At 45.3% G+C, this 21,523-nt stretch carries 20 protein-coding genes; 12 read left to right on the forward strand and 8 right to left on the reverse strand.

The genetic code is table 11. The annotated features are described in order from the left end of the window. Nucleotides 1-214 precede the first annotated feature (214 nt). Nucleotides 215-907 (forward strand): DUF2259 domain-containing protein, encoded by a 693-nt coding sequence (locus QUB10_RS18500; protein ID WP_333052778.1) that lies wholly within the window; start codon nt 215-217, stop codon nt 905-907. A 553-nt stretch (nt 908-1,460) separates the two neighbouring features. On the opposite strand, the gene QUB10_RS18505 is transcribed toward QUB10_RS18500, so the two are convergent. From QUB10_RS18505 to QUB10_RS18520, 4 genes are all read right to left on the reverse strand, one after another. After that, a complete protein-coding gene (locus tag QUB10_RS18505; RefSeq protein WP_333052777.1) occupies nt 1,461-3,176 on the reverse strand; it encodes an ATP-binding protein in 1,716 nt (571 codons plus the stop codon). 351 nt (nt 3,177-3,527) lie between these two features. Next, nucleotides 3,528-4,049, reverse strand: a complete 522-nt coding sequence (locus QUB10_RS18510) for a hypothetical protein (RefSeq protein WP_333052775.1) — start codon at nt 4,047-4,049, stop codon at nt 3,528-3,530. 215 nt (nt 4,050-4,264) lie between these two features. Continuing rightward, a complete protein-coding gene (locus QUB10_RS18515; RefSeq protein ID WP_333204377.1) occupies nt 4,265-4,831 on the reverse strand; it encodes a thermonuclease family protein in 567 nt (188 codons plus the stop codon). An 11-nt stretch (nt 4,832-4,842) separates the two neighbouring features. Then, complete coding sequence (locus QUB10_RS18520) at nt 4,843-8,004, reverse strand: DNA polymerase I (protein WP_333204378.1); 3,162 nt, start codon at nt 8,002-8,004, stop codon at nt 4,843-4,845. A 213-nt stretch (nt 8,005-8,217) separates the two neighbouring features. On the opposite strand from QUB10_RS18520, the gene QUB10_RS18525 reads away from it, so the two are divergent. After that, a complete protein-coding gene (locus QUB10_RS18525; protein ID WP_333204380.1) occupies nt 8,218-9,483 on the forward strand; it encodes a transposase in 1,266 nt (421 codons plus the stop codon). Nucleotides 9,484-9,544: 61 nt separating this feature from the next. Further along, nucleotides 9,545-10,867 carry a J domain-containing protein gene (locus QUB10_RS18530; protein ID WP_333204382.1) on the forward strand — a complete coding sequence of 441 codons (1,323 nt, stop codon included), beginning with the start codon at nt 9,545-9,547 and terminating at the stop codon, nt 10,865-10,867. A gap of 47 nt (nt 10,868-10,914) precedes the next feature. On the opposite strand, the gene QUB10_RS18535 is transcribed toward QUB10_RS18530, so the two are convergent. From QUB10_RS18535 to QUB10_RS18545, 3 genes are all read right to left on the reverse strand, one after another. Next, nucleotides 10,915-12,600, reverse strand: coding sequence for an EAL domain-containing protein (locus QUB10_RS18535; RefSeq protein ID WP_333204384.1), 1,686 nt, complete (start codon nt 12,598-12,600; stop codon nt 10,915-10,917). Continuing rightward, nucleotides 12,600-14,972: a PAS domain S-box protein gene (locus QUB10_RS18540; protein WP_333204386.1), complete on the reverse strand. Its 2,373-nt coding sequence runs from the start codon at nt 14,970-14,972 to the stop codon at nt 12,600-12,602. The genes QUB10_RS18535 and QUB10_RS18540 overlap by 1 nt, the downstream gene beginning before the upstream one ends. A gap of 601 nt (nt 14,973-15,573) precedes the next feature. Beyond that, nucleotides 15,574-16,764, reverse strand: a complete 1,191-nt coding sequence (locus QUB10_RS18545) for a WD40 repeat domain-containing protein (protein WP_333204388.1) — start codon at nt 16,762-16,764, stop codon at nt 15,574-15,576. Between the two features lie 381 nt (nt 16,765-17,145). Here QUB10_RS18545 and QUB10_RS18550 point away from each other — a divergent pair, with 381 nt between their 5' ends. From QUB10_RS18550 to QUB10_RS18570, 5 genes are all read left to right on the forward strand, one after another. After that, the gene (locus QUB10_RS18550) at nt 17,146-17,520 is read left to right on the forward strand and encodes a DUF1257 domain-containing protein (protein WP_333204390.1); all 375 of its coding nucleotides are present in this window, start codon (nt 17,146-17,148) and stop codon (nt 17,518-17,520) included. 46 nt (nt 17,521-17,566) lie between these two features. Beyond that, a complete protein-coding gene (locus QUB10_RS18555) occupies nt 17,567-18,427 on the forward strand; it encodes a DUF6920 family protein (RefSeq protein WP_333204391.1) in 861 nt (286 codons plus the stop codon). A 112-nt stretch (nt 18,428-18,539) separates the two neighbouring features. Beyond that, on the forward strand, nt 18,540-18,800 hold the full coding sequence (locus QUB10_RS18560) for a hypothetical protein (RefSeq protein WP_333204393.1): 261 nt from the start codon (nt 18,540-18,542) through the stop codon (nt 18,798-18,800). Between the two features lie 37 nt (nt 18,801-18,837). Further along, nucleotides 18,838-19,056, forward strand: a complete 219-nt coding sequence (locus tag QUB10_RS18565) for a hypothetical protein (protein WP_333204395.1) — start codon at nt 18,838-18,840, stop codon at nt 19,054-19,056. Next, nucleotides 19,053-19,313: a ParE family toxin-like protein gene (locus QUB10_RS18570; RefSeq protein WP_333204397.1), complete on the forward strand. Its 261-nt coding sequence runs from the start codon at nt 19,053-19,055 to the stop codon at nt 19,311-19,313. The genes QUB10_RS18565 and QUB10_RS18570 overlap by 4 nt, the downstream gene beginning before the upstream one ends. Nucleotides 19,314-19,320: 7 nt before the next feature. Here QUB10_RS18570 and QUB10_RS18575 read toward each other — a convergent pair whose 3' ends face one another. Then, a complete protein-coding gene (locus tag QUB10_RS18575; RefSeq protein ID WP_333204442.1) occupies nt 19,321-19,833 on the reverse strand; it encodes a hypothetical protein in 513 nt (170 codons plus the stop codon). 264 nt (nt 19,834-20,097) lie between these two features. On the opposite strand from QUB10_RS18575, the gene QUB10_RS18580 reads away from it, so the two are divergent. From QUB10_RS18580 to QUB10_RS18595, 4 genes are all read left to right on the forward strand, one after another. Then, entirely contained in the window at nt 20,098-20,577 is a 480-nt protein-coding gene (locus tag QUB10_RS18580; protein WP_333204399.1) for a DUF6232 family protein, read from the forward strand. A gap of 122 nt (nt 20,578-20,699) precedes the next feature. After that, nucleotides 20,700-21,044: a hypothetical protein gene (locus QUB10_RS18585; protein WP_333204401.1), complete on the forward strand. Its 345-nt coding sequence runs from the start codon at nt 20,700-20,702 to the stop codon at nt 21,042-21,044. After that, nucleotides 21,026-21,211, forward strand: coding sequence for a hypothetical protein (locus QUB10_RS18590; RefSeq protein WP_333204403.1), 186 nt, complete (start codon nt 21,026-21,028; stop codon nt 21,209-21,211). The genes QUB10_RS18585 and QUB10_RS18590 overlap by 19 nt, the downstream gene beginning before the upstream one ends. A gap of 116 nt (nt 21,212-21,327) precedes the next feature. Then, a complete protein-coding gene (locus tag QUB10_RS18595) occupies nt 21,328-21,510 on the forward strand; it encodes a hypothetical protein (RefSeq protein ID WP_333204405.1) in 183 nt (60 codons plus the stop codon). The last annotated feature ends 13 nt before the right edge of the window (nt 21,511-21,523 follow it).

Here is a 21,523-nt window from a genome sequence, read left to right on the forward strand (position 1 = left end):
ATAAGGCCAAATATCACATTAAAAATGCTTTTTAGTGCCACTTGAAAAAACGGCACATTCTTAAACAGTCTCCTGCTGCGGAAAATGCAGAAACACTCATGTAAATAGGAGAGAGGACTTGAGAACCGTCACAGTCCTATAGCGAAACCCGAAGCGTTATTGTTTTACTCATCAATAACAGCCGCTATAACTCTCACACATGGAAAAGATAGCTATGAAAATTTTACCTTTAATTTCGTTAGGAATTATAGCAAGTGCCGCGATCGCACTAGCCCCTGAAGCTTTGGCAAGTACCTGGCGTGCCGCACACCGGATGTCTGGTTTTTCCGCCGACAGCAATTACTACTTGTACCTAGAAAGTTCCAGAGATACAGGAGCGGGAATTCCCAAAGCAGAATTGCAAATTGTCCAAGTTGCTGCAAATTCCTGCATCAGAAATGGGTGTATCGAAACTAAATATGGCGAACCAGACTCCAATAAAAGCACTAAAATGGCAGAAGATGACTTGCTTAAAAAAACTTGGAATAGCAGGCAAACTTTGAAGTTAACTCCTCCTCACGCTGGAACTAAACTCAACATTATTTCTCGTACTCCCGGAGCTAATGGAAGCGAGACAGTCGCCGTCAGAGTCAATACAGCAAAGCCTTTACAAATTCGCCTAGAACAGCGGCAAAAAAATGCTTCTGCTGGCAGAGAAAGCGCCGCCATGCGTCTTGTAATTAATCATAACGGTCGGCAGCGTGTCCTCGGATCGCTAAACAATTTTCAAGATTGGGTGTTCTCTTATTCAATCCGAGAAGTTCGTTTGTCTCCGAACCGGCGCAATGTCGTTGTGCTGGTGGACAAGACAGAACGCACTTTTGAAGGAGTCTTGAAAACTACTGTTGTACAAGGCTTTCTTCTTTAGGCTTGCTATATTCCCAGGTTTTGACCTGGGAATTATCAAAAATTACGCAGAACCCCTATCTGTAAGGTGCACAACGCGCACCTACAGATAGAGCCTGTGCGTAAGTCCGGGTTGTTAATTATTCTTTATTGTGATAATTGATATATCAATACATTTTAAAATTTTCCTCTTCCTTCCTCCCTCTTTCTTTTTCCTGGAATATCTGCCTCCTGACTATTGATATCATGTCCGATGATTGAGCGCGATTAAATGCCGGGGCGGGTTTACAGATTTTCCCGTTTCTATTCAATATCTTGGCGAACCCGCCCCTACAGGAATTATGGTTAATTGACCGGACATGATATGACAAATGCTCAATCATTAATCCGTGTATCCGCGTCCAAATCCATATCTTGCCTGACAATCAAGCATCCAGGATACAAGCCCCCGGATTCATTCGTCCAGAAATAAAAAACCTGTATCCGAGAAACTTGCCCCCCGAATCGATCCGTAGGGTCAATGCTTCAATTCTTTAATCTAAAATCTAAAATCTAAAATCTAAAATCGATTGACTTCATGCCTGCATCACAACCCGTTCCGGGAGACTGACAATAAAAGTAGAACCTTTCCCGTCTTCGCTTTCAACGCTAATTTCGCCGCCGAGAATTTGACACAAACGCTGGCTAATTGTCAATCCCAAACCCGTCCCTCCGTATTTGCGGGTAGTCGAAGCATCAGCTTGGGTAAAAGGTTTAAATATCTGCTCTAATTGCTCGTTTGTCATGCCGATGCCGGTGTCGCTGACTCGAAACATTAAAACTTGAGAAGTGTAGCTTGAACCAGAGTGAATATCATTATTTTTATTTTGTTTGGTCGGTCTTGATTTTTCTATTTTCATTCTTTCGACGCCGATAGTAATGACGCCTTTTTCGGTAAACTTGGCAGCATTGCTGAGCAAATTAAGGAGAATTTGCCGCACTTTCGGTTGGTCGGCGTACATTGTACCGAGTTCGCCTTTGGTTTTCAGTGCTAAAGAATTGCCTTTTTTTTCTACTAGCGGTTGAGCCGTAGTCATCACTTCTTCAATCATGGTCGCCACGTCGAAGTTTTCCAAATAAAGGGTGACGTGACCGGCTTCTATTTTGGAAATGTCGAGGATGTCGCTAATCATATCCAGCAGGTGTTTGCCGGCGGTTTGAATTTTTTCTAAGTCTGGCAGAAAGTCTTCTGAACCCGAATCTTGAGCATCTTCTTGCAGCATTTCGCTGTAGTTAATGATGGCGTTGAGGGGGGTGCGTAGTTCGTGGCTCATGTTGGCGAGAAATGCACTTTTCGAGCGGTTGGCAGCTTCGGCTGCTACTTTTGCTTCGTGCAATTCTTCTGTGTATTCCGCTACTCTTTGGATTAGTTCGTTGAGGGAAATTGCTAGCATTCCCACTTCGTCGGAAGTAGTGACGGGTACTTGCAAGTCAAAGTTAGATTCTTCTGTCACTCGCTGAGCGATGAGGGTTGTGGCTTCTAAGGAGCGAGCGATCGCCCCGCTGGTGTATGCTGCTAGAATTGCTGCGATCGCACCTGATATCAAGAGAGAGCCTACGAGAATGAGAGTTCCGAGTTTTTCGGCATTTTCGTAGGTTCTCAATGCCTCGTCTGCTTTCTCGCGAAAGTTGACGGCCAGTTGGGCTGAATCCTCGGAAAACTGTTTGAGTTTCAAAGCAGTTTCGCCGGCCACAAAATTGTTCAAGTTCCGCCCGAAAGCCTGCTGCTGTTGCGGATTCAAAGCAGATAATTTGGCAGCAGCCAACAATTTTTGTACTTGTTGAAAGTATGATTCTACGGTTTTGCCGTTGGCTTGAGCGAACTGTTGAAGCTGTTGGTAGTCTTTGGCAACATCGGGATTCTTCGTCGGCGGTAGAGTTTGCAGTTGTTCGAGGATGCCGCTCATCTGAGCAACGCGAGTCAGGAATTCCGATCGTTCGCGATCGAAAATTTGCGGTTTGGCCGTCAGACTCGCGAGCTCTTGCTGCTGAATTCTGACTTCCTGCACCGTGTGATTGAGATTTGTTAAGATTTCCGCTTTGTCTCGGTCGATCGCTAGTTTTTCTCTAACTTGCTGTTTGTGATAGGATTCTACTCCCCGTCCCGCCACAGCACCCAAAACGGCAATACCAATGACCAAGGCGTATCCGCAGCCGATTTTCTGCCTGATACCCAAGCGGCCCAACAGACTTTTCAACCCTATTTGAGGACGGTTCTGCAGTTGATTTTTCAAAGCTAAGGTTAAAGACATGGGCAATGTACTCGTCACCTTTGAGAGGCACCATCTATATTCTAATTGATGCCTGTCTGAGGGTAAATAAAGTTCTGGCTTCAAGCCAGCTTTCGGCAGTTATTGGGCCTTTGCAGGGTTCCACAGCTCGATCGGCTTGACAGTTTGGATGAGTTATGCGTAACAAATTATAGCAGAAGGAAGAAGAAAGAAGGAAGAAACAGTCAAAGGGAGGGTTTGAGTGATTAAGAACCTACTCACCGTCGGGCGTGGTTGCGAGATAAGTTGCGAGTTATAAGTTGCAAGTTATGAGTTAGATTTCTGATTAAAAACTCTACTCTCCTGGCAACCTACAACTCTATCCTTGTTCCCCTACTGGCAAAGTCGAAATTGTGCTATCTCAGCAGGAATTCTTGAAGCATTAGGTACGCTAGCACTTGCTGGAACGAAGATTCCCAGGCCGTAACTGCAACCCTCTGCCGTCGTGCATTCCCCAGGCTTAGCACTGATTTGATATTCGCCTTGGGATGGGGGAGTAAAAGAGATTGACGCCAGTTCGCCTGTTTTTTGACTCACAGCGACTTCCTGACCGCTTGCATCCTTGAGAGATAAGTTTAAATCCTGGCAATTTCCATCGCAAGTGGCAACAAAAACATACTCCACATTAGGATGCAGCGTGGCTCTAAAAGGAGATGAAACTTGCTTGCGAACTTGGCCCAGCAACGGCACAAATACTAATTTTTGACCGTTGCCTTTCCGCTGATCAAATTCAGTTTTCAAGCGACAAACAACCGTTTTTTGGTCGTCCGTCAGTCCTTGAGCAATAGCATTTCCTACGATTGTAGTACCGAGGAGCAGGGCCATGCCGGAAATAACCAGATGTTTGATATTCATTGATGTCCGGTAAAGTTAATTTTGGGTGATTGCAATAGACCGCTTTTGTCAGCAGTCTATTAGTTTATCTGGAGCCTATCACATTTGTTGGGGAATTGGGAATTGGGCATAGGGCATAGGGCATGGAGAATTGGGCGTGGGGCATGGGGCATGGAGAACTGGTAACAGTTAACAGTCAACTGTCAACCACCAATAACCAATAACCAATGACTAAATCATTTCTTGCGAAAATCCCACGCGGGAACAAATTTAGAATCTCCCCAAACGCCGCGGCGATTTTTCTTAGCTTCTGCTTCCGCTTGTTCCAGAATACTTGCACTCGGACAATTTTTCAAGTAAGGACGGTAAACCATTGCTAATCCTTCGCGGGTCAAAACTTCTTGGGCAAATGTGCCGTTTGGCAAGCGAACTTCGCTAACTTGGCGGCCGTAGCGGTCAGTATCGGTGACGGTCAAAACAACGCGACCACCCCCTTGTTTGACTAGCTGCTGCATTCTTTGGTGCGCTAGATTTCCCCACTTAAATTGATTTTTTTTTGCTGCTGCTTTGCTATTTTTTTCAGCATTTGTGTGCGCGACTTCCGGTGCATCTATGCAGGCAAAACGCACTTTTATATCTTTCCCGGCGGCATCGCTGGCGACAAGGGTGTCGCCGTCGCTGACTCGCTTGACAGCATAGTTATTCGGTGGAAACTTTTGCGGACAACCAAATAGTAGCAATAGCATAGCAACTGCACTTAAGGTTTTTATTTTGGGGAAAATGGCGATTTTAAGTTGGCTCATATTTCTGTGTTTTATTTAGTTTCCATCCAATTTTGCCCAGCGTGGATGTCAACTATCAGCGGTACCATACCGGGCGCATTTTCCATCGCACTTGTATTTTTCGGCAGAGCATTTTCCATCGCACTTATAATTGTCGGAGCACTTTCCATCGCACTTCTAATTTTTGGTTGCAATTCTTCCCATTCATCGGGAGGGACTTCAAATATTAATTCGTCGTGAACTTGCAGCAGCAGTCGCGCCTGATAGTTTTGCAAAATTTTGTGTACCTCAATCATGGCAAGTTTAATGATATCAGCACTAGAGCCTTGAATGGGAGCGTTGGCTGCGGCCCGCAAAGATTGGGCGTCATTTTCACTCATTCCCTTGAATTCATCAAGGTTAATATCTTCTGCTTTTTGCTGATTTGTTTTGACTTCTTTGAGGTTTTTACCCTCGAATTCAAAATAGCGACGACGACCTAAAATTGTGGAAACATAGCGGTTCGCGATTGCCTCTTTTTTAAGTTTCTCCAAATATTCAAAAACTTTACTATAACGCTCGTTAAATCGGCGAATAAATTCCTTGCCATCTGCTGAGCTTTTACCCATCGATTGACCAAACTTAATCGCACCCATACCGTAAACTACCCCAAAATTAATCGTTTTGCCAAACCTGCGCTCGTCGGGAGTTATTTCTTCCTTTTCAAATAAAAGTTGAGCCGTCACGGTATGCACATCTCGGTTATTTTGATAAGCTTCAATTAACACAGGTTCTTGACTCAAATGAGCCAAAATTCGCAGTTCGATTTGAGAATAGTCAGCCGACACCATCAACCAACCTTCTTCCGGCAAAAATGCCTTGCGAATTTGCCTAGAAAAGTCCGTACCGATGGGAATATTCTGCAAATTAGGATTAGAAGAAGAGAGACGACCTGTGTCTGTAACAGTTTGATTGTAATCAGTATGCAATCGCTGAGTATCGGGACGCACCCGCTTCGGTATAGCATCTACATAGGTAGAGTAAAGCTTTTGCAGGGTACGGTAGTTTAAGATAGCATCGACAACAAAATGGTCTCCTTGCAAATTTTCTAGGTATTCAGCATCCGTGGAGTAGAAGCCTGTCGCGGTTTTACGAGACTTTTGGGTATTGAGCTTGAGTATGTCAAACAGCAGTTCACTCAACTGGGCTGGTGAGTTCAATTTTAAAATTTCACTGGGTGCTGTGCTGTGAACTTTCTGCTTAATTTCAGCCAAATCAAGGTTATTTTTTGGCAAGACTTTCTTGAGATAAGGCTTTAAAATTGCACTGGGTACGGCTTCGTAAACTTTCTGAGGAACCGTCCCTAAAGTTGGTTCAATCTGTTCGACTTTTTCTGCGAGATAAGCCTTGAAATCATCAAGAGGTACGGCGTTATAAATTTTTTGTTCAATGGCTGCTAATTGCGGTTCCAGTTGGTCGGAGAGTTCTTTAAGATATTTTGTGTCAATGCGAATACCCTGATATTCCATTTCAGCTAAAACAGGTTCTAAAGGCTGTTCTACTTCCAGCAGTAACTTGTGCAAAGACTTATCGGGAAAGTTAGCTTCATCAGCTTTATCTAATTCGGTTCTCAGTTTAGCTACTAACTGAAATGTGGTGTGAACATCCATGCCGCAGTAGTCGGCTACCGCCGGAATACTGATGTCAGCAATTGTTTGGTTTTTTCCTCGTACTAATTCCTTGTAACTTTTGGCGACAATACCTAAGTATTTTTTTGACAATTCGCTGAGGCTGTGGCTAGTTTCTGGATTGAGTACGTAACTGGCTAGCATGGTGTCGAAGACGACTCCTGCTAGTTTGATTCCTTGACAGCGCAAGATCGATCTATCAAACTTAGCATTTTGCAGCGCCTTGGGATAATTCTCGCTTTCCAAAATCGGACGCAAAGCATTTAAAACTGTGGCTTTATCCAAGTTTGTGCCCGTTTTGTGTCCGGTTGGGATATAAGCTACATCTTGTTCACCGGTTCCCCAACAGCAGCCAATTCCGACTAATTCCGCGTCTCGCGGTTCGAGGGCGGTGGTTTCGGTATCCCACGCCACGGGTGTAGTTTTGTCGGTGCAGGTTTCCAGCAGTTGGACTAATTCCTTTAACTGTTCTATTGTTTGAATTGTCTGGGGTTTGATCGGTAATTTTTTTGCTTCCTGATCGGCTATGGTATCAGCATAACTCCAAAACCATAAGGCGTATTCTTCATTAAGAAGAATTCCGCCAAAGCGCTTTTGAATTTGTTGCACTTTGCTTAAAAATGTTTTAAATTCCAACTTTTCCAGCATGGGAATCAAGGCTGATTCGTCAAAACCTATAAGCTGGCAATCTTCTAAGTTGATTTCTAATGGCACGTCTTGGACAATTGTCGCCATGCGTTGAGAATGATAAGCAGCTTCTTTGCCTTCTTCTAGCTTTTTCTTAGTTGCTCCTTTAATCTCGTCGATGGCTGCATAAATTCCATCAAGGGAATTGTAAGCTTCCAGCAATTGCAGGGCGGTTTTGTCGCCGATGCCTTTAACTCCGGGGATGTTATCGGATTTGTCGCCGCAGAGGGCTTTGTAATCTATTACTTGTTCGGGCAAAATACCGAGTTTGGCTTTGACTTCTTCCGGGCCGTATTCTTGGGATTTCCCTTTGCCCGATCGCCTGAGTTCATCCGTACTCAAATACAATACGCTGATTTGTTTTTCGGTTTCTACTAATTGAAACAAATCTCGATCGCCCGTGAGGATTTTGACCTGATAACCCGCCGCGCTGGCTTTGTTTGCCAAAGTTCCCAAAACATCGTCCGCCTCGTAGCCGGGAGCAGTTATGGCAGGTAAATTCAAATAGGTGAGGAGTTCTTGCAGGTTTTTGATATCCGGCTTAAAATCTTCCGGTGTTTCGGCTCGACCGGCTTTATAGGTGTCGTCTGCTTCGTGGCGAAATGTGGGCGTGGCGAGGTCAAAGGCGATCGCCATGTACTGGGGGTCGTGGGCGGCCATTACTTCCAGCAGCGACTTGAGAAAGCCAAAACAGACGCTGGTGGGAATGCCTGTTGTCGTTCGCAAGCCTCCGTCTCGACTTTTGGCAAAGGCGAAGTAGGAGCGAAAGGCCAGGGAGTGGCCGTCAACTAAGATGAAGGTGGGAGCTTGATTTTCCGACACTGACACAGATTGCGGCACGAAAGGATTTTCTCATTGTACTCAGTTGTCCGCCTGCATTGATCGACCCTAGGGATGGCCCGCAGACTTGAGGACGCTTGACACTCGATCGGATCTCGGCTTACCGAGAAAATGGGTTTAAAGCCCTGCCCTTCTAGGGCGGCTTTTTTCTTATAAATCGTGTTGTCCCTTTGTAACAGTATGGTACCATACTGAGACAAGGAGGTACTACAAGTGTTTTCTCTAACCTACGAGTTTAAGCTCAAACCTACCGTCAGCCAAGTTTCACTGTTTGAAGACTGGCTAGAACAGTGTCGGCGGGTGTATAACTACGCACTTGCTGAACGGAAGGCTTGGTATAAGTCTCGTAGTTGCCTGGTTAATGCTTGTTCCCTACATTCCGAGTACATTATTCCTGCTGATGCTAAGCGTCCTACTTATGCTTCTCAGTGCAAAAGTTTAACAGCAGCAAAAGAAAAAATCCCCGCTTTGAGGGTAGTTCAATCGCAAGTTCTACAACAAACACTTAAACGGTTAGAACAAGCTTTTGTTTCAATGTGGGAGAGAAACTTTGGCTTTCCTCGGTACAAGAAGCCTGGTCGCTGTAAATCTTTTGTTTTTCCACAACTGGGGAAATCGCCTTTGAAAAACGGCATGATTAACCTACCTAAAATAGGTTGGGTTAAGTTCCGACAATCAAGGGAGATACCTGGTGATGCCTTGGTGAAACAAGCTCGAATTGTTAAACGAGCTAGCGGTTGGTACGTGATGCTTAGTTTGCAATGGGGTGTATCTGTACCTCAAGCAACACCATCAGGAGAAGCAGTAGGAATCGACGTAGGATTAATCAGTTTTCTCGCTACATCATCTGGGCTAACACTACCAAGACCGAGGTTTTTTGTAGACCTTCAACGCAAGCTTAAATTGCTGCAACAAAGAGTCAACAGAAAGAAACTTGGGTCAAATAATTGGCGTAAAGCTCAAACGAAAGTGGCAAAACTCCATGAACATATAAGCAACACCCGCAAGAACTTTCATTGGCGTACTGCTCACTTGCTTTGCAATCAGGCAGGAATGATATTTGTTGAAGACTTAAATTGCAAAGCTCTAGCTGCGGGAATGTTAGCCAAGCACTGCCTAGATGCGGCTTGGGGACAATTCTTCAACATCCTGAAACAGTGTTGTTTTAAGCGTGGAGTCTTTTTCCTGGAAGTTGACTCTAGAAAAACCAGTCAAATTTGCCCTAACTGTGGAGTTGAGACAGGTAAAAAAGATTTGTCAGAACGTATCCACAAATGTAATAGCTGCGGGTATACAACTGATAGAGATGTTGCCGCAGCCCAAGTAGTTCTACGACGAGGACTTGCAGCGGTAGGACATACCGTCAAGATGCTTCCCGGAGGGCAAGGTCGTTGGACTCCCTACGAGTTAAGAATCTCCGCGCTTATAGGGCCCAGAGTGTCAATGTGCAGCTTGGCTGAGAATAGTAGAAGATGTTAAGTACGATTCCCTAGGGGATAGCTTCGCTTCACGCGAATTTACCAACACCTGCCCCAAGCCTATGGCTGACATTAATCGATGCTACGAAATCCTCGAAATTGAGCCGGGAACTTCCCTAGAAGAAATTAAGCGCGCTTACAGGGATTTAGCGTTTGTGTGGCATCCCGATCGATTTGCCCACAACGATCGCCTGCAACAAAAAGCTCACCAAAGATTAACAGAAATTAATGAAGCTTACCAGGAGTTGGTGTTGTTTCTGAGTCAGCCTGAATCGAGGTCGATCGAACAACAGTTTCAGCAGCCACCACCGCCTGCGCCGGAAAAACCCCTGAGAAGGCGTTCTGCAAAATCAGCCGCCAGGCCTGGTCAAGAGCGCCGTCAAACCCGCCCAAAAGCCGCCTCCAAAAAATTTCTCACTCAAAAAAACTCTTCAAGAAAGAAACGATTTACCACTCACAGTCGCCCAGGGTGGCGGGGCACAAAGCAACCAGGGCGAAGCGTTGCGAGGAAAGCAGGGCGATCTCAAAACTATCGAAAGCTTACTTCGAGAAGGAAAACAGAATTTTCAACTCAATACTCAAAACCACGAATCCCGCCGAGGGAAGTGCGCCCATCTCAACAGTATTCAAGCTTCCCTTGGTGGCCGCTGGCAATCGCCGTGGTGAGTTACGCTTTGACCGGTTGGATTTTGACGAAATCAGCCGCCCCGCTGTGGATGTGGGCTTTAATCTGCGGTGCAGATTGGCTGTGGGCCGCGATTTTGCTGGCGGAGGGTTCGGCAACGCCTAGAGTGTGGCTGGCGGCGTTAGTTTTGGCTGGGGCGGTGGGGGGGTCGATCGCTGGTTTTCAGGCGGGAGGAATGGTAACAGGGGCTGCTTGGGGGGCAGTTGGGGCTGGTTTGGGGGCGATCGCCAGTTCCGAGGCCCAGTATCGGGCTGTGGCTGCTGTTTTGGCTGTAGGGGGAGTGGTGGCAGTGGTGGGATTGATGGCGGGAACGGTTTCTGGGAATTGGGTTAAGGCGTTGGTGGCGGCCGTGTGTTGGGCGCTTGTCGGCTTGATGTGCGGGCTGGCGACGGAACTAGGCGTCAATTCTGGCGGCCCCGTCGGGCTCCGAGGTGCGATCGGGCTGGGGATTGGGGCGTGGGCGGGGGTTTTTGCTGGGGCGGGTTCGGGGGATCTCGTCCAAGCTTTGGCTATCGCCGGATCTAAGGCTGTTTATGGGGCTTGGGCTGCGATCGGCATTATTGCTGGAGTTGTGGCGCGGATGGTAGCTGCTGAAAGGTTGATCCACAACGGCAACGGGCTTTATACGGTTATCCTGTTGGTGGCTACTTCCGGTTTTGGGCTGTGGCTGGGAAGCTGGTTGGGCGATCGTATCTTTTAAATCAGTTAACAGTCAACAGTTAACAGTCAACAGTTAACAGTTAACTGTCATGAGGATTGCAACCGGAATTGATGTAAATCCCAGCACTTATCGCTTTTCAGCAGCGCTTCAAACTCAGCGCTTGGCAAAGCTGGGCTGAAAAGATGGCCTTGAATTTCGTCGCATTCGTACTCGCACAAAAAATCAAGTTCTTGCTTATTTTCTACCCCCTCAGCCACCACCGTCATGTTCATGCAGTGTGCCATTTGAATAATCGCTATTGTGATCGCTGCATTTTGGCGATCGTCTGCAATATCGCGAATAAAACTCTTGTCAATTTTGATCGCATCAAATGGAAAGCGTTTTGGATAACTCAAAGAAGAATATCCCATTCCAAAATCATCAATTGCTATCCTAATCCCCTGCTCTTTCCACACCGTAAAAGCTTTAGCTGCTGCAATTTCGTCTTGCAAAACCAGACTTTCCGTCAGTTCTAATTCCAAACACTTGGGATCGAGAGCGGTTTCTGTTAATATCTCCCTGACTCTTTCCGTGAAATTTTTGCGCTCGAATTGACGGGCTGACACGTTAACTGCCACTCGCAGGGGGGGTAAACCTGCTCTTTGCCATGTTTTAGTTTGCCTGCAAGCAGTCTCTAATACCCATTCACCCAACGGTGCAATCAAGCCCATTTCTTCAGCCATTGGAATAAATTCCCCAGGAGAAACTCGCCCCCGTTCTGGATGATTCCAGCGGACTAAAGCTTCAGCCCCAATAATTTTACCTGTTTTAATTGCTATTTGCGGCTGATAGTATATTTCAAACTCTGAACTTTTTAAAGCATGGCGCAAGCAAGTTTCTTGAAGAAGTGTATTAATAAAAAAATTAGCATTTTGTGGCGTGTAAAAATGATAAGTATTGCCGCCTTTCTGCTGAGATTGATACATTGCTATATAAGCATTTTTCAGCATTTCATCACCGTCAGTGCCGTCCCCGGGATACAAGCATATCCCCATACTAGCAGTGACAGAGACTTCGCAATCTTTGACAATCATACCTTGGGATACAATATCTAAAATGTTTTGAGCAATCTTAGCCACATCCTGTTTTTCTGCAACTGGTTTAAGAATCAGCGCGAATTCGGCTGCTTCCAAACGAGCAACAATATTAATGCTTTCCATGCAGTTAGTTAGCCGCTGGGCGATGCTGCAAAGCACCGAGTCGCCGATATCGTGTCCCCAGGTACTGTTAATGCGGTTGATTTTATCTAAGCTAAGCGTGACAACTGGAACGACTCCAGACAATTCTTTTTGACCATCTAATACTCGACTTAATTTTTCTCGCAAAAATGAACGATTCGGCAGGTTTGTCAAGCTGTCATACTGATGTCTGTAGAGTGCCAGTTGAATAGTTGTGTGCAAGTTTTTTTCTTCAAATGGCTTGACAATATAGCCGAACGGTTTGGTACTATTGACTCGTCGCAAAGTAGTTTCATCGGCATAAGCTGTCAGATAAACTACCGGGATTTGAAAGCGCAAGCGAATTTCTTCGGCTGCTGTAATGCCGTCGATTTCTCCTTGCAGGTTAACATCCATTAAAACTAAATCCGGGCGCAACTTGGCTGCAGATTCAATCGCTTCTTCTCCCGAATAGACCATGCCAGTTATTCTATATCCTAGAGATATCAAACTGTCGGAAATGTCTTCCGCAATGATGCTCTCGTCTTCAACTATCAGAATTTTTTTGTTGGACACTAATTTTTCTCCTCAGAGTGCAATTTGGGTTGACAAAAGGTTATTCTAAAAGTCGTGCCCGCAGTTTCTAACAGTTCTATTTCCCCCCGGATTTGCTTGACTAAAGACCCGACCAGTCGCAAACCCAATGTTCGGGCTTTGCGATAATCTAAGTCTTGAGGAAAACCAATTCCGCTGTCGCTCACGGTTAGCACGCAAACTCTGTTATTATCTAAAGTGAAATCTATGTTAATTTTACCTTTAACTTGTCCTTTAAAGGCATATTTGAGGGCATTTGTCACAAGCTCGTTGATAATTAACCCGCAAGGAACTGCCGTATCAATATTGAGAGAACACGGCGCAATATTTGTTTGCAAGTTGACGCCTTCTGCATGATTTTCATAAGCTTGGAATAAATTGTGGGCGAGATTTTGGATGTATTCAGCAAAGTCAATGTTTGACAAGTCTTTGGATTGATACAATTGTTCGTGAACCAGGGCCATTGATCTGACTCGGTTTTGACTTTCTTTTAACATTTCACTAACGCGGCTGTCTTGAATGTAGCGAGACTGAAGTTTCAGCAGGCTAGAAATAACTTGGAGGTTGTTTTTGACGCGGTGGTGAATTTCTTGGAGAAGGACTTCTTTTTCGGCGAGGGAGGCTTTGATTTGATCCTCATCCCGTTTGCGGTCTGTAATGTCGCGTACTACAGCTTGGAGAAATTTTTGTCCGTTAATTTCCATTGCGTTTAACAAAACTTCGGCAGAAAATTCTGAACCGTCGAGTCGTTGGTGTACCCAGTCAAATCGACAGCTACCTATGAGCATTGCTATGTTCATTTTCTGTGCAGCTAAACTGGCTGAATCTTGTCCGTTAGGCTGAAATGGCGGGGAAAATTCCCTCGGATGCTTGCCGTAAAATTCTTGTTTGTTGCTACAGCCAAATATTTTTAAGGTGGCGGGGTTGCAGTCAAAAAACTCATGTTCGTCAAGCAACATTACTGCGTCGCTGGTGGCTTCATAAAGGCTGCGAAATTTGTGTTCTGATTCTTGCAACGAGCAGATCAATTGGTTTTTGAGAGCTTCCGCACGCTTGCGATCGGTAATGTCTATTCCTACAGAAACTGCTGCGGTTCCCTGATGATATTTCTGAGCTACTATCAAATAGTTGCGGACGAAACCGTTAATTTCTATTTCTATTTCTTGGCAGGTTTGCTGAGATGAACTGTTAAAAAAAATTCGGATCAGTTCTCCGAAAGTCGAGCCTTTGTCGAGAAAGTTGATTTCTTGACCGACAAAGCTTTCAGGAGACAGGTTGAATGAGGTTGCTAAGTGCTGGTTGACTCCGATATACCGCAAATCGGAACTGATCCAAGAAATCAGTCCGGGTACGGCATCCAAAACGGCGCGAAGTTGGTCTGTAGCTTCTTTGAGTGCTTCTTCCGATCGCTTGCGATCGCTAATATCTGTCGCCGTTCCGCACAACCCTAAAATAGCGCCGTTTTCAGCTTGGTTGACGATGCTGTTGACGCGCAGGTGGACGGGAGTACCGTCTTTGCGAAGGTGCACTGTTTCGTAAGGAGAATTAGCGCTTTGTGGCTGAATTTTGGTTCTCGCTAAAAGTTGGGCAAATATTTCTCTTGGTCTATTTTCTTGACCGGGAACTAAAAAATCGGTGAAGCGCCGTCCGATCATTTCTGGCGGTTCGTAACCGTAGATGCGTTTGGCGGCGGAATTGACAAAAGTCAAGAGGCCTTCAATATCGATCGACCAAATCAATTCTTGGGAGGTTTCTACGAGGTTGCGGTACTTTTTTTCGCTTTCGGCAAGTGCTGCATTGAAGACTGCCGTTTGCTGCTGAAGTCTGTCTTCTAATTCTTGATTTGCCGTTTTCAGACTGGCGATGGACTGCTCGCGCTCGGTAATTTCAGTAGAAACACCGACGGCGCCGACAACTTCGCCGTTTCCATCTCGCAGGGCTGCCGATCGAATTTCGTGAATACAATGCCCCTGTCGGGCATTCCAATTGCGATCGTTTCCTGCTAATACCTCGGCAATATTTTCTAAGATATCTGGCTGGCTGCTGTAAACTTCAAAAATCGATCGCCCGACAGTTGCACCTGGTTTGAGTCCCAAATTTTCTAATCCTTTCCCCGCTGCCAGAGTTAACTTGCCTTCTCTGTCTGTTGCCCACAGGAAAATTGGGGCACAACTGACAGCGGCGTGAAGGGTTTCGTTGGCAAGTTTTAGCCGATCGATTTCTGCGTGAAGCCGATCGCGCGTGCTGTTTAATTCTACCGTTAGTCGATCGGCTTTTTGCTGCCAACTGGCAGCCGTATCGCACATTTCTACGAGATTGCGGGAACGACAGATGGATTGGTTGCAGTGTGACATGGTTACTCTAGGGCGCACTGTATATTTAACCCCAGCCTATCTTTTAAGCATAAACTTTTTAAGTCAAATATTACAATTAGCAGGAATACTCATCCAACCAAGATGCGATATATTAAAGCTAGTTTAAAGGATTCAGAAAATGCTCCTTGCTCAGGCTTTCTGGCAACAGTTCACAAATTGATAATAAGCTGAATAATGCCTGTAACTCAGTATTCTTACGGTAACTATTTGTAGTATTGCAAAAATAAATTCCGCAATTCTCGGCTTGCACAATAACTGGGATTGTAAATTTATTATATTTGTTTGCGTAGATTCACGCACCGAGGAATCTGGAATCTGGAATTTAGAAATATAGCCAGCGCGCCCGACCGTTAGGACGCGCTTAGGATCGCGAATTAAATAACTTACAATTTTAATTGTTATTGTGGGATGGGCGGGACGCCCATCCCACAAACTTGTGGAAGTTATTTAATTCTCATTCCTTAATTGCACTTGTCCCATGCGTATCGCCTCTGCCTTCTTCCTTCTTCTTTCTGCCTTCTTCCTTTTTCCCTCTTCCCTCTTTCTTCCATGCGCTACATAATCCGTTGCCGAACTTCCTTCAATTAATTCCCCAAATTTTGACAGTTTTGTCGATACTGCCACTGATAATAGTTTCACCATCGCTGCTAAAAGTAAGACAAGTAACAGAGTTTTGATGTCCGCTGAGAGTATGAATATGTTCGCCGGTACTGGCATTCCAAAATTTGATATTACCATCGGCACTAGCACTGACAACAGTGAGTCCGTCGGGACTAAAGGCGATCGCATTTATCGAGTTAAAATGCCCGGCCAAAGTGATTGAAGTATCTGGATTCGATAGCTGCCGCAGTTGAATGTTTCTGTCCCAGCCGCCAGTAGCCAAAGTCTGCCCGTCTGGGCTGAAAGCCAGACAATTCGCGTAACCTTTAATTGTTTGAAAGCATTCTCTGCTGCGGAGGTTCCACAGTTTAATTGTACCGTCAGAACTGCTGCTAGCGAGAGTTTGTGCGATCGGGCTAAAAGCAAGACTAACAATTCCTGCTTTATGAGCTCCCCAAGTTAAAAGACTGCCAAAAGTACAGATTAACTTTCCCGTCTCTAAATTCCAAATTTTAATAGTAGTATCTGCCGAACCGCTGGCGATAACTTGACTGTCGGGACTGATAACAATTGCGCTAATTTCCGCTTCATGTCCGAGGGAAGTATGCTGCAATTCTCCTCCCTGCCAAATTTCGATCGCACGATGTTTCGGAGTATTTCTGCTTCTCACAAAAACTTCACTTTCTTGGCAAAGGACAAAAGTTTCTTGAGCGCGGGGATACTTGTCAACAGTATAGAGTATTTCTCCTGTCTCTACATCGCAAATTCTAATTATTTTGCCGTGCAAACTAGCCGTGCAAGATCCTCCGGGACTAATCGCAACATTTGTCCCAGTTTTCACAGTGCGGATGCAGTCAAAAAGCTTGTAAGGCACGAATTCTTTTAAAGCTTGGCGGACTAGAGGTTCTGTCCTCGATCGCAAAATTAAATAAGCAACTCGCTGCACTTCTGCTGCGGGGTCAAGCAGCGCCTCAATTGCTAAATTTAAACCAGCGCCTCCGTATTTAGGAGCATCTTTAACAGCGGCAATCCGAGCCTCGATACTAGGACTGTTGAAGCGCTGCTTGACCCCGGCGATGCCTCCCAAAACAGCGGCGGCGATCGGGATTTGACTTTGGCCGCCGAGGACGGCATCATATTCTCTGGGTTGGTTAGAATTGTCGGGCATCATACGATTTTAGATTTTAGATTTTGGATTTTAGATTTGAAGAATTGGAGGATTGAAGAAAGCGAACTCACGGATCAATCGGGGGAATTGTTGTCGGATATATCGTATTGTTTAGGTTGCTTACAATTATCGGCTATCATACGATTTTAGATTTTAGATTGAAGAATTGGAGGATTGAAAAAAGCGAACTCACGGATAAATCGGGGGAATTGTTATCGGATACTCTGTTGTGAATTTCTGCACAGATGAATCCGGGGGCTTGTAACCTGGCTGCTTTCGGTGACGCTCAAACCTCGTTTAAGATCGCAAGTTCTAACTTATTGACTGTTGCAGTTTATAGTATTATAATCAAATCAGCGTTTCACACAAAAATCCGAAAGTGATATGTCACACTTCACAACGATCAAGGTTCAGATCAAGAACGGCGAACTGCTGCATCAAGTGTTGGAAGAGTTGGGTTATCAAGTAGAGTCCAATGTGCAGGTACGGGGTTATCGGGGTGACAAAACTAATGCCGAGTACGTGATTCGGCAATCCAATGGTTACGATTTGGGTTTTCGCCGCAACGGAGAGGATTACGAATTGGTAGCGGATTTTTGGGGCGCTCGAATTAATCAGCAGGAATTTGTCAATTCAATTAGTCAAAAATACGCGCGCAAAAGTTTGATGGCGGCGGTGCAGTCAGAGGGTTTTCATGTTGAAGAAGAGGAAACTTTGGCAGATGGAACGCTGAGAGTTGTAGTCGGTAGATGGGTTTAAGACTCGCGCTTGATTAGCTCGTTTTTACCTACCAAGAGGAATCACCATGTGGCGATCGGCGATCGTACTAATTATCCTGGCGCTTGTAGTTGGCATTGTTGCCGCGATCGCCCTTGGAGCATACCGCTGGCATCTCGGTACCAAGGAACTGCGAGCCAATCTGGAAGCTGCACGCTTGCCGATTAAACCTCTCACCTTTGATGCGCGGGAAATCGCCGATTTACCCCAGCCAGTGCAGCGCTACTTTCGCGCGGTGTTCAAGGATGGACAACCGCTAATTGTAGCAGCGCGGGTTTCCCACGAAGGCACGTTTAACATGAGCGAAACCGCAGAAAAATGGAGCGCCTTCACCTCAACTCAACTCGTAATTACTCAGCGCCCTGGCTTTGACTGGGACGGGCGAATTGCGATGATCCCCGGTATCAATGCGTTCGTTCATGATGCCTACATTTCTGGCGAAGGCATCCTCCATGCGGCGCTGCTTGGCCTGGTGACTCTGGCGGATATCCGCGGCACTCCAGAAGCGGCACAAGGGGAACTGATGCGCTTTTTCGCGGAGGCTGCTTGGTATCCGACGAGACTGCTGCCGAGTCAGGGTGTTCGCTGGGAGGCTCTTGACAATTCTTCGGCCAGAGCAACGCTACAGGATGGAGACACCGCTGTTTCCCTGGATTTCCGCTTTGATGAAGCAGGGCTAATCGCCAGTATCCGCGCCGAGGCCCGCGCCCGTACAGTTAACGGCGGGCTGGTGTTTGCGCCCTGGATTGGCCGCTTCTGGGACTACGAATTGCGAGACGGTATGCGGATTCCGCTCTCCGGCGAGGTGGCGTGGCAACTGCCTGATGGCTCGCTATTGCCCTACTGGCGCGGCCGCATCACGAATATTGCCTATGAGTTTGCACGATGATTATAGTTTGTGTTGTCGGGTGCGTCTGAGATTTTCTCCCCTATTTCATGGGAACAATTTGATAATTAGAGTACACAGGTAAACGGCTATTAGCAAAAAAAGTTAATTACCCATGAACATTTCAGAACTCAAGACAGCAGTAAGGGAACTTCCAGAAAATGAACTCGCAGAGTTTCTCGAATGGCTTGATGAGTTCCAAGCAGCTCTCGCCGATCGCCAGTGGATCGAGGGTGTACGAGTTAAGATAGATGCTGCTGTTGCCATGTCCGAACATACTCCACCGATTGACGGCGACACCTTTATTGCAGGGATTTGCGATCGTTTCCGGCAAGCACGGGAGACTCAACATTTATCCAGTTGCCAAGATCGCTAGACGCGATATAATTATAGCAAACTGGTAAACTAATTTTATGAAAAAAAGATACTTACCCATGAACATTACAGAACTCAAGACAGCAGTAACGGAACTTTCACAAAATGAACTCGCAGAGTTTCTCGAATGGCTAGACAAGTTTCAAGAAGCACTTTGGGATAAGCAAATTGAAGAGGATGTGAACGCAGGCAAATTTGACACCTTGATGCGGCAAGCAGAACAAGCATTTAGTGAAGGAAAGTGTAGGGAAATTTGAAGCATTTCACAACACCTGAATTTTGGGAATATTACCGTCAACTGCCGCTCGCAATTCAAGAATTGGCGGACAAAAACTATGAATTGCTTAAGGCAGATCCGAAGCATCCATCACTGCGCTTCAAGCAGATTGGCACGTTATGGTCTGTAAGAGTAGGACGAAACTACAGGGCGTTAGGTTTTGACAAGCCAGAAGGGGTTTTGTGGTTTTGGATAGGTTCTCATAGTAATTATGATGGGATTCTTGAGCGTAAATAGCGCCGACTTACTCCTCCAAGTCCACCTGTTTAACCTGCTCTAAAGGTATATCTAGCGCTGCGGCAATTTGCTCGTCGCTCAAGCCAAACTGCCGTAATTTATCAATTGTTTCAATCTTAGTTTGATTTTTGCTTTCCTCCTGCAAGTCGGCAGTTTCCGGCTGACTTTCATCTGGGGTAGGAGTAGAGGGAGTAGAACAATTATTGACGTAGCTAATTCTGTTATTTTGAAACTTATTATTCTTGCCCAGAGTTATATTCTGATTTATCTGTCTTTCTATAACGGATTCAAGATTACTTTTTTTAACTGGTTCGCCAAACACCTCAGATAACATTTGCAAAAGCTCATGACTAGCCTTTTTAACGTGCTGGGAGCTATAACCATAAGTTTCTGCAACGTCAGCATATCTTTGACGCTTCAGTATTCCCGCAATAATCCCCCGCTGCAAGTTATTTAGATGTTTGCCTGTCTTGGCCCAGACAGCTCGATCAACAAATTGCAATATCTGAGGACTGTCCATAGGTGGGATGGTGAGATAGGTATGGTTACTATACCAAACTTTTTCCAACTTTTTCCAACTTTTTGGGCCTCGCATCCCAATTTTAGGAAGTTCCAACTTTTTCCCACTTTTTTTCCTTTACAGGGTTGGTGCGATCGGTCTAGCATGGATCAACCGGACACAAGCATCTTACTAGAGTGTTTATTGACAGGTGCATAGTTGCGCCTCTGAGCTGAAAAGGGTGTCTTCACATAGTCTCAACCATCAATTTTATAGGTATAATGAATGTCAACATCAAACCCCCTGGCAAGTAATCAGAACATCACTTTAGAGAGGAATAAAGTTATTACCATAACTAAAAGAACTGTTCGTTTTTCAAATGATGTCTACCAAACTCATAATATTACAGGTTTTAGTGAAGGAGAGGTAGAGATAGGAACGATTCCTTGGGGGATTATAGTTGCTCTTCTTTTAATGGGTTCAATTGCTGGTGTGGCAAACAGTGGAATAGGTGTGGCCTTAAGTTTGGCTGCAATTGGAGGTGCAGTTTGGAACTTTGTCAAGCCAAAACACTACGGATTGTTACTCACTTTCAATTCTGGTCATCAGACCCTTTTTGTGACAGATGATAAGCCCCATCTCAAGGAAAAAATTAACACTATATATGAGCTTATTGAGAAAGCAGAGAATAAAACTTACGAGTTATCTATCTTGAACAGCACTGTTAGCGGTCAATTTATCATGGGCACTGACAATAGGATGTGAGACCTCAACAAAAAAACTTCAAAAAAGTAGGATTTTATAGGGGGATTGCTGTATGAAGCACTGGTTCAGTTTTGATATTAAACCATATCACACAAAGTCTAGTAATTAATAAGGTAAAAAAAATGACAAATTATTCTGCAAGATTCGACAATAGTAGTTTTGATGGCAACTTCATTCAAGGAGAGGGCAATCAAATAGGAGATAAAATTATATCGGAAAACAAGAAAACTCTAGCAGAAGCGGCTGCTGAGATTCAAACACTTCTCAAGCAGTTGGAACAAACTAATCCTACCGCTACTGAGGCTGAAAAAATTGTTTACGTTAATGATGAAACTACCCGTAGTTTCAAGCGTCGCGTGGTGGGTGCGTTGCAGGCTGGCGGTGAAGCTGCGATCGAAGAGTTTTTAGACAATCCTTATGTCAATGTCGGGAAGGCGATCGTTAAAGGTTGGATAAAACCAGAATAGATTGTGGTGTGCCAGGAGCGATCGCCCTTACCAGAAAAAAGCCCGATCGCCCGCAACTACCAAATCGTTTCAACCTGAGAAATATCATACCGCCGCGCGATCGCATCTTAGTTGCGATCGCGCCTATCTTTGTCAAACTCCCCTGGAAGTTGCAATTACTACGTTAACCTGCTACCGTTAACATAGACGCATCGTAGGAAAAAAACCGATCGCACTAACAGAATTACTCTCTATCATTAGACAACTATCTGCGATCGAGAAACGAGAGTTAATCCGCATTCTAATGGCGGAAGAAGATATCAGTGATGAACGCGCGTGGAATGCTAAATTTGAAGCTACAACACACGCTCAGTGGGATAGTCTAGCTGAGATAGTACGTCAGGAAATCGCTGCTGGCCATATTACCCCTCTAACTGAAATTTTCCCTCAAAGTCATATCGAAGTTCTGATACAATTCAGACAGTAAGCGTTAAGGTTGC

Source organism: Microcoleus sp. B5-D4 (genome assembly GCF_036705145.1).
In the GTDB taxonomy this organism is placed as follows: domain Bacteria; phylum Cyanobacteriota; class Cyanobacteriia; order Cyanobacteriales; family Microcoleaceae; genus Microcoleus.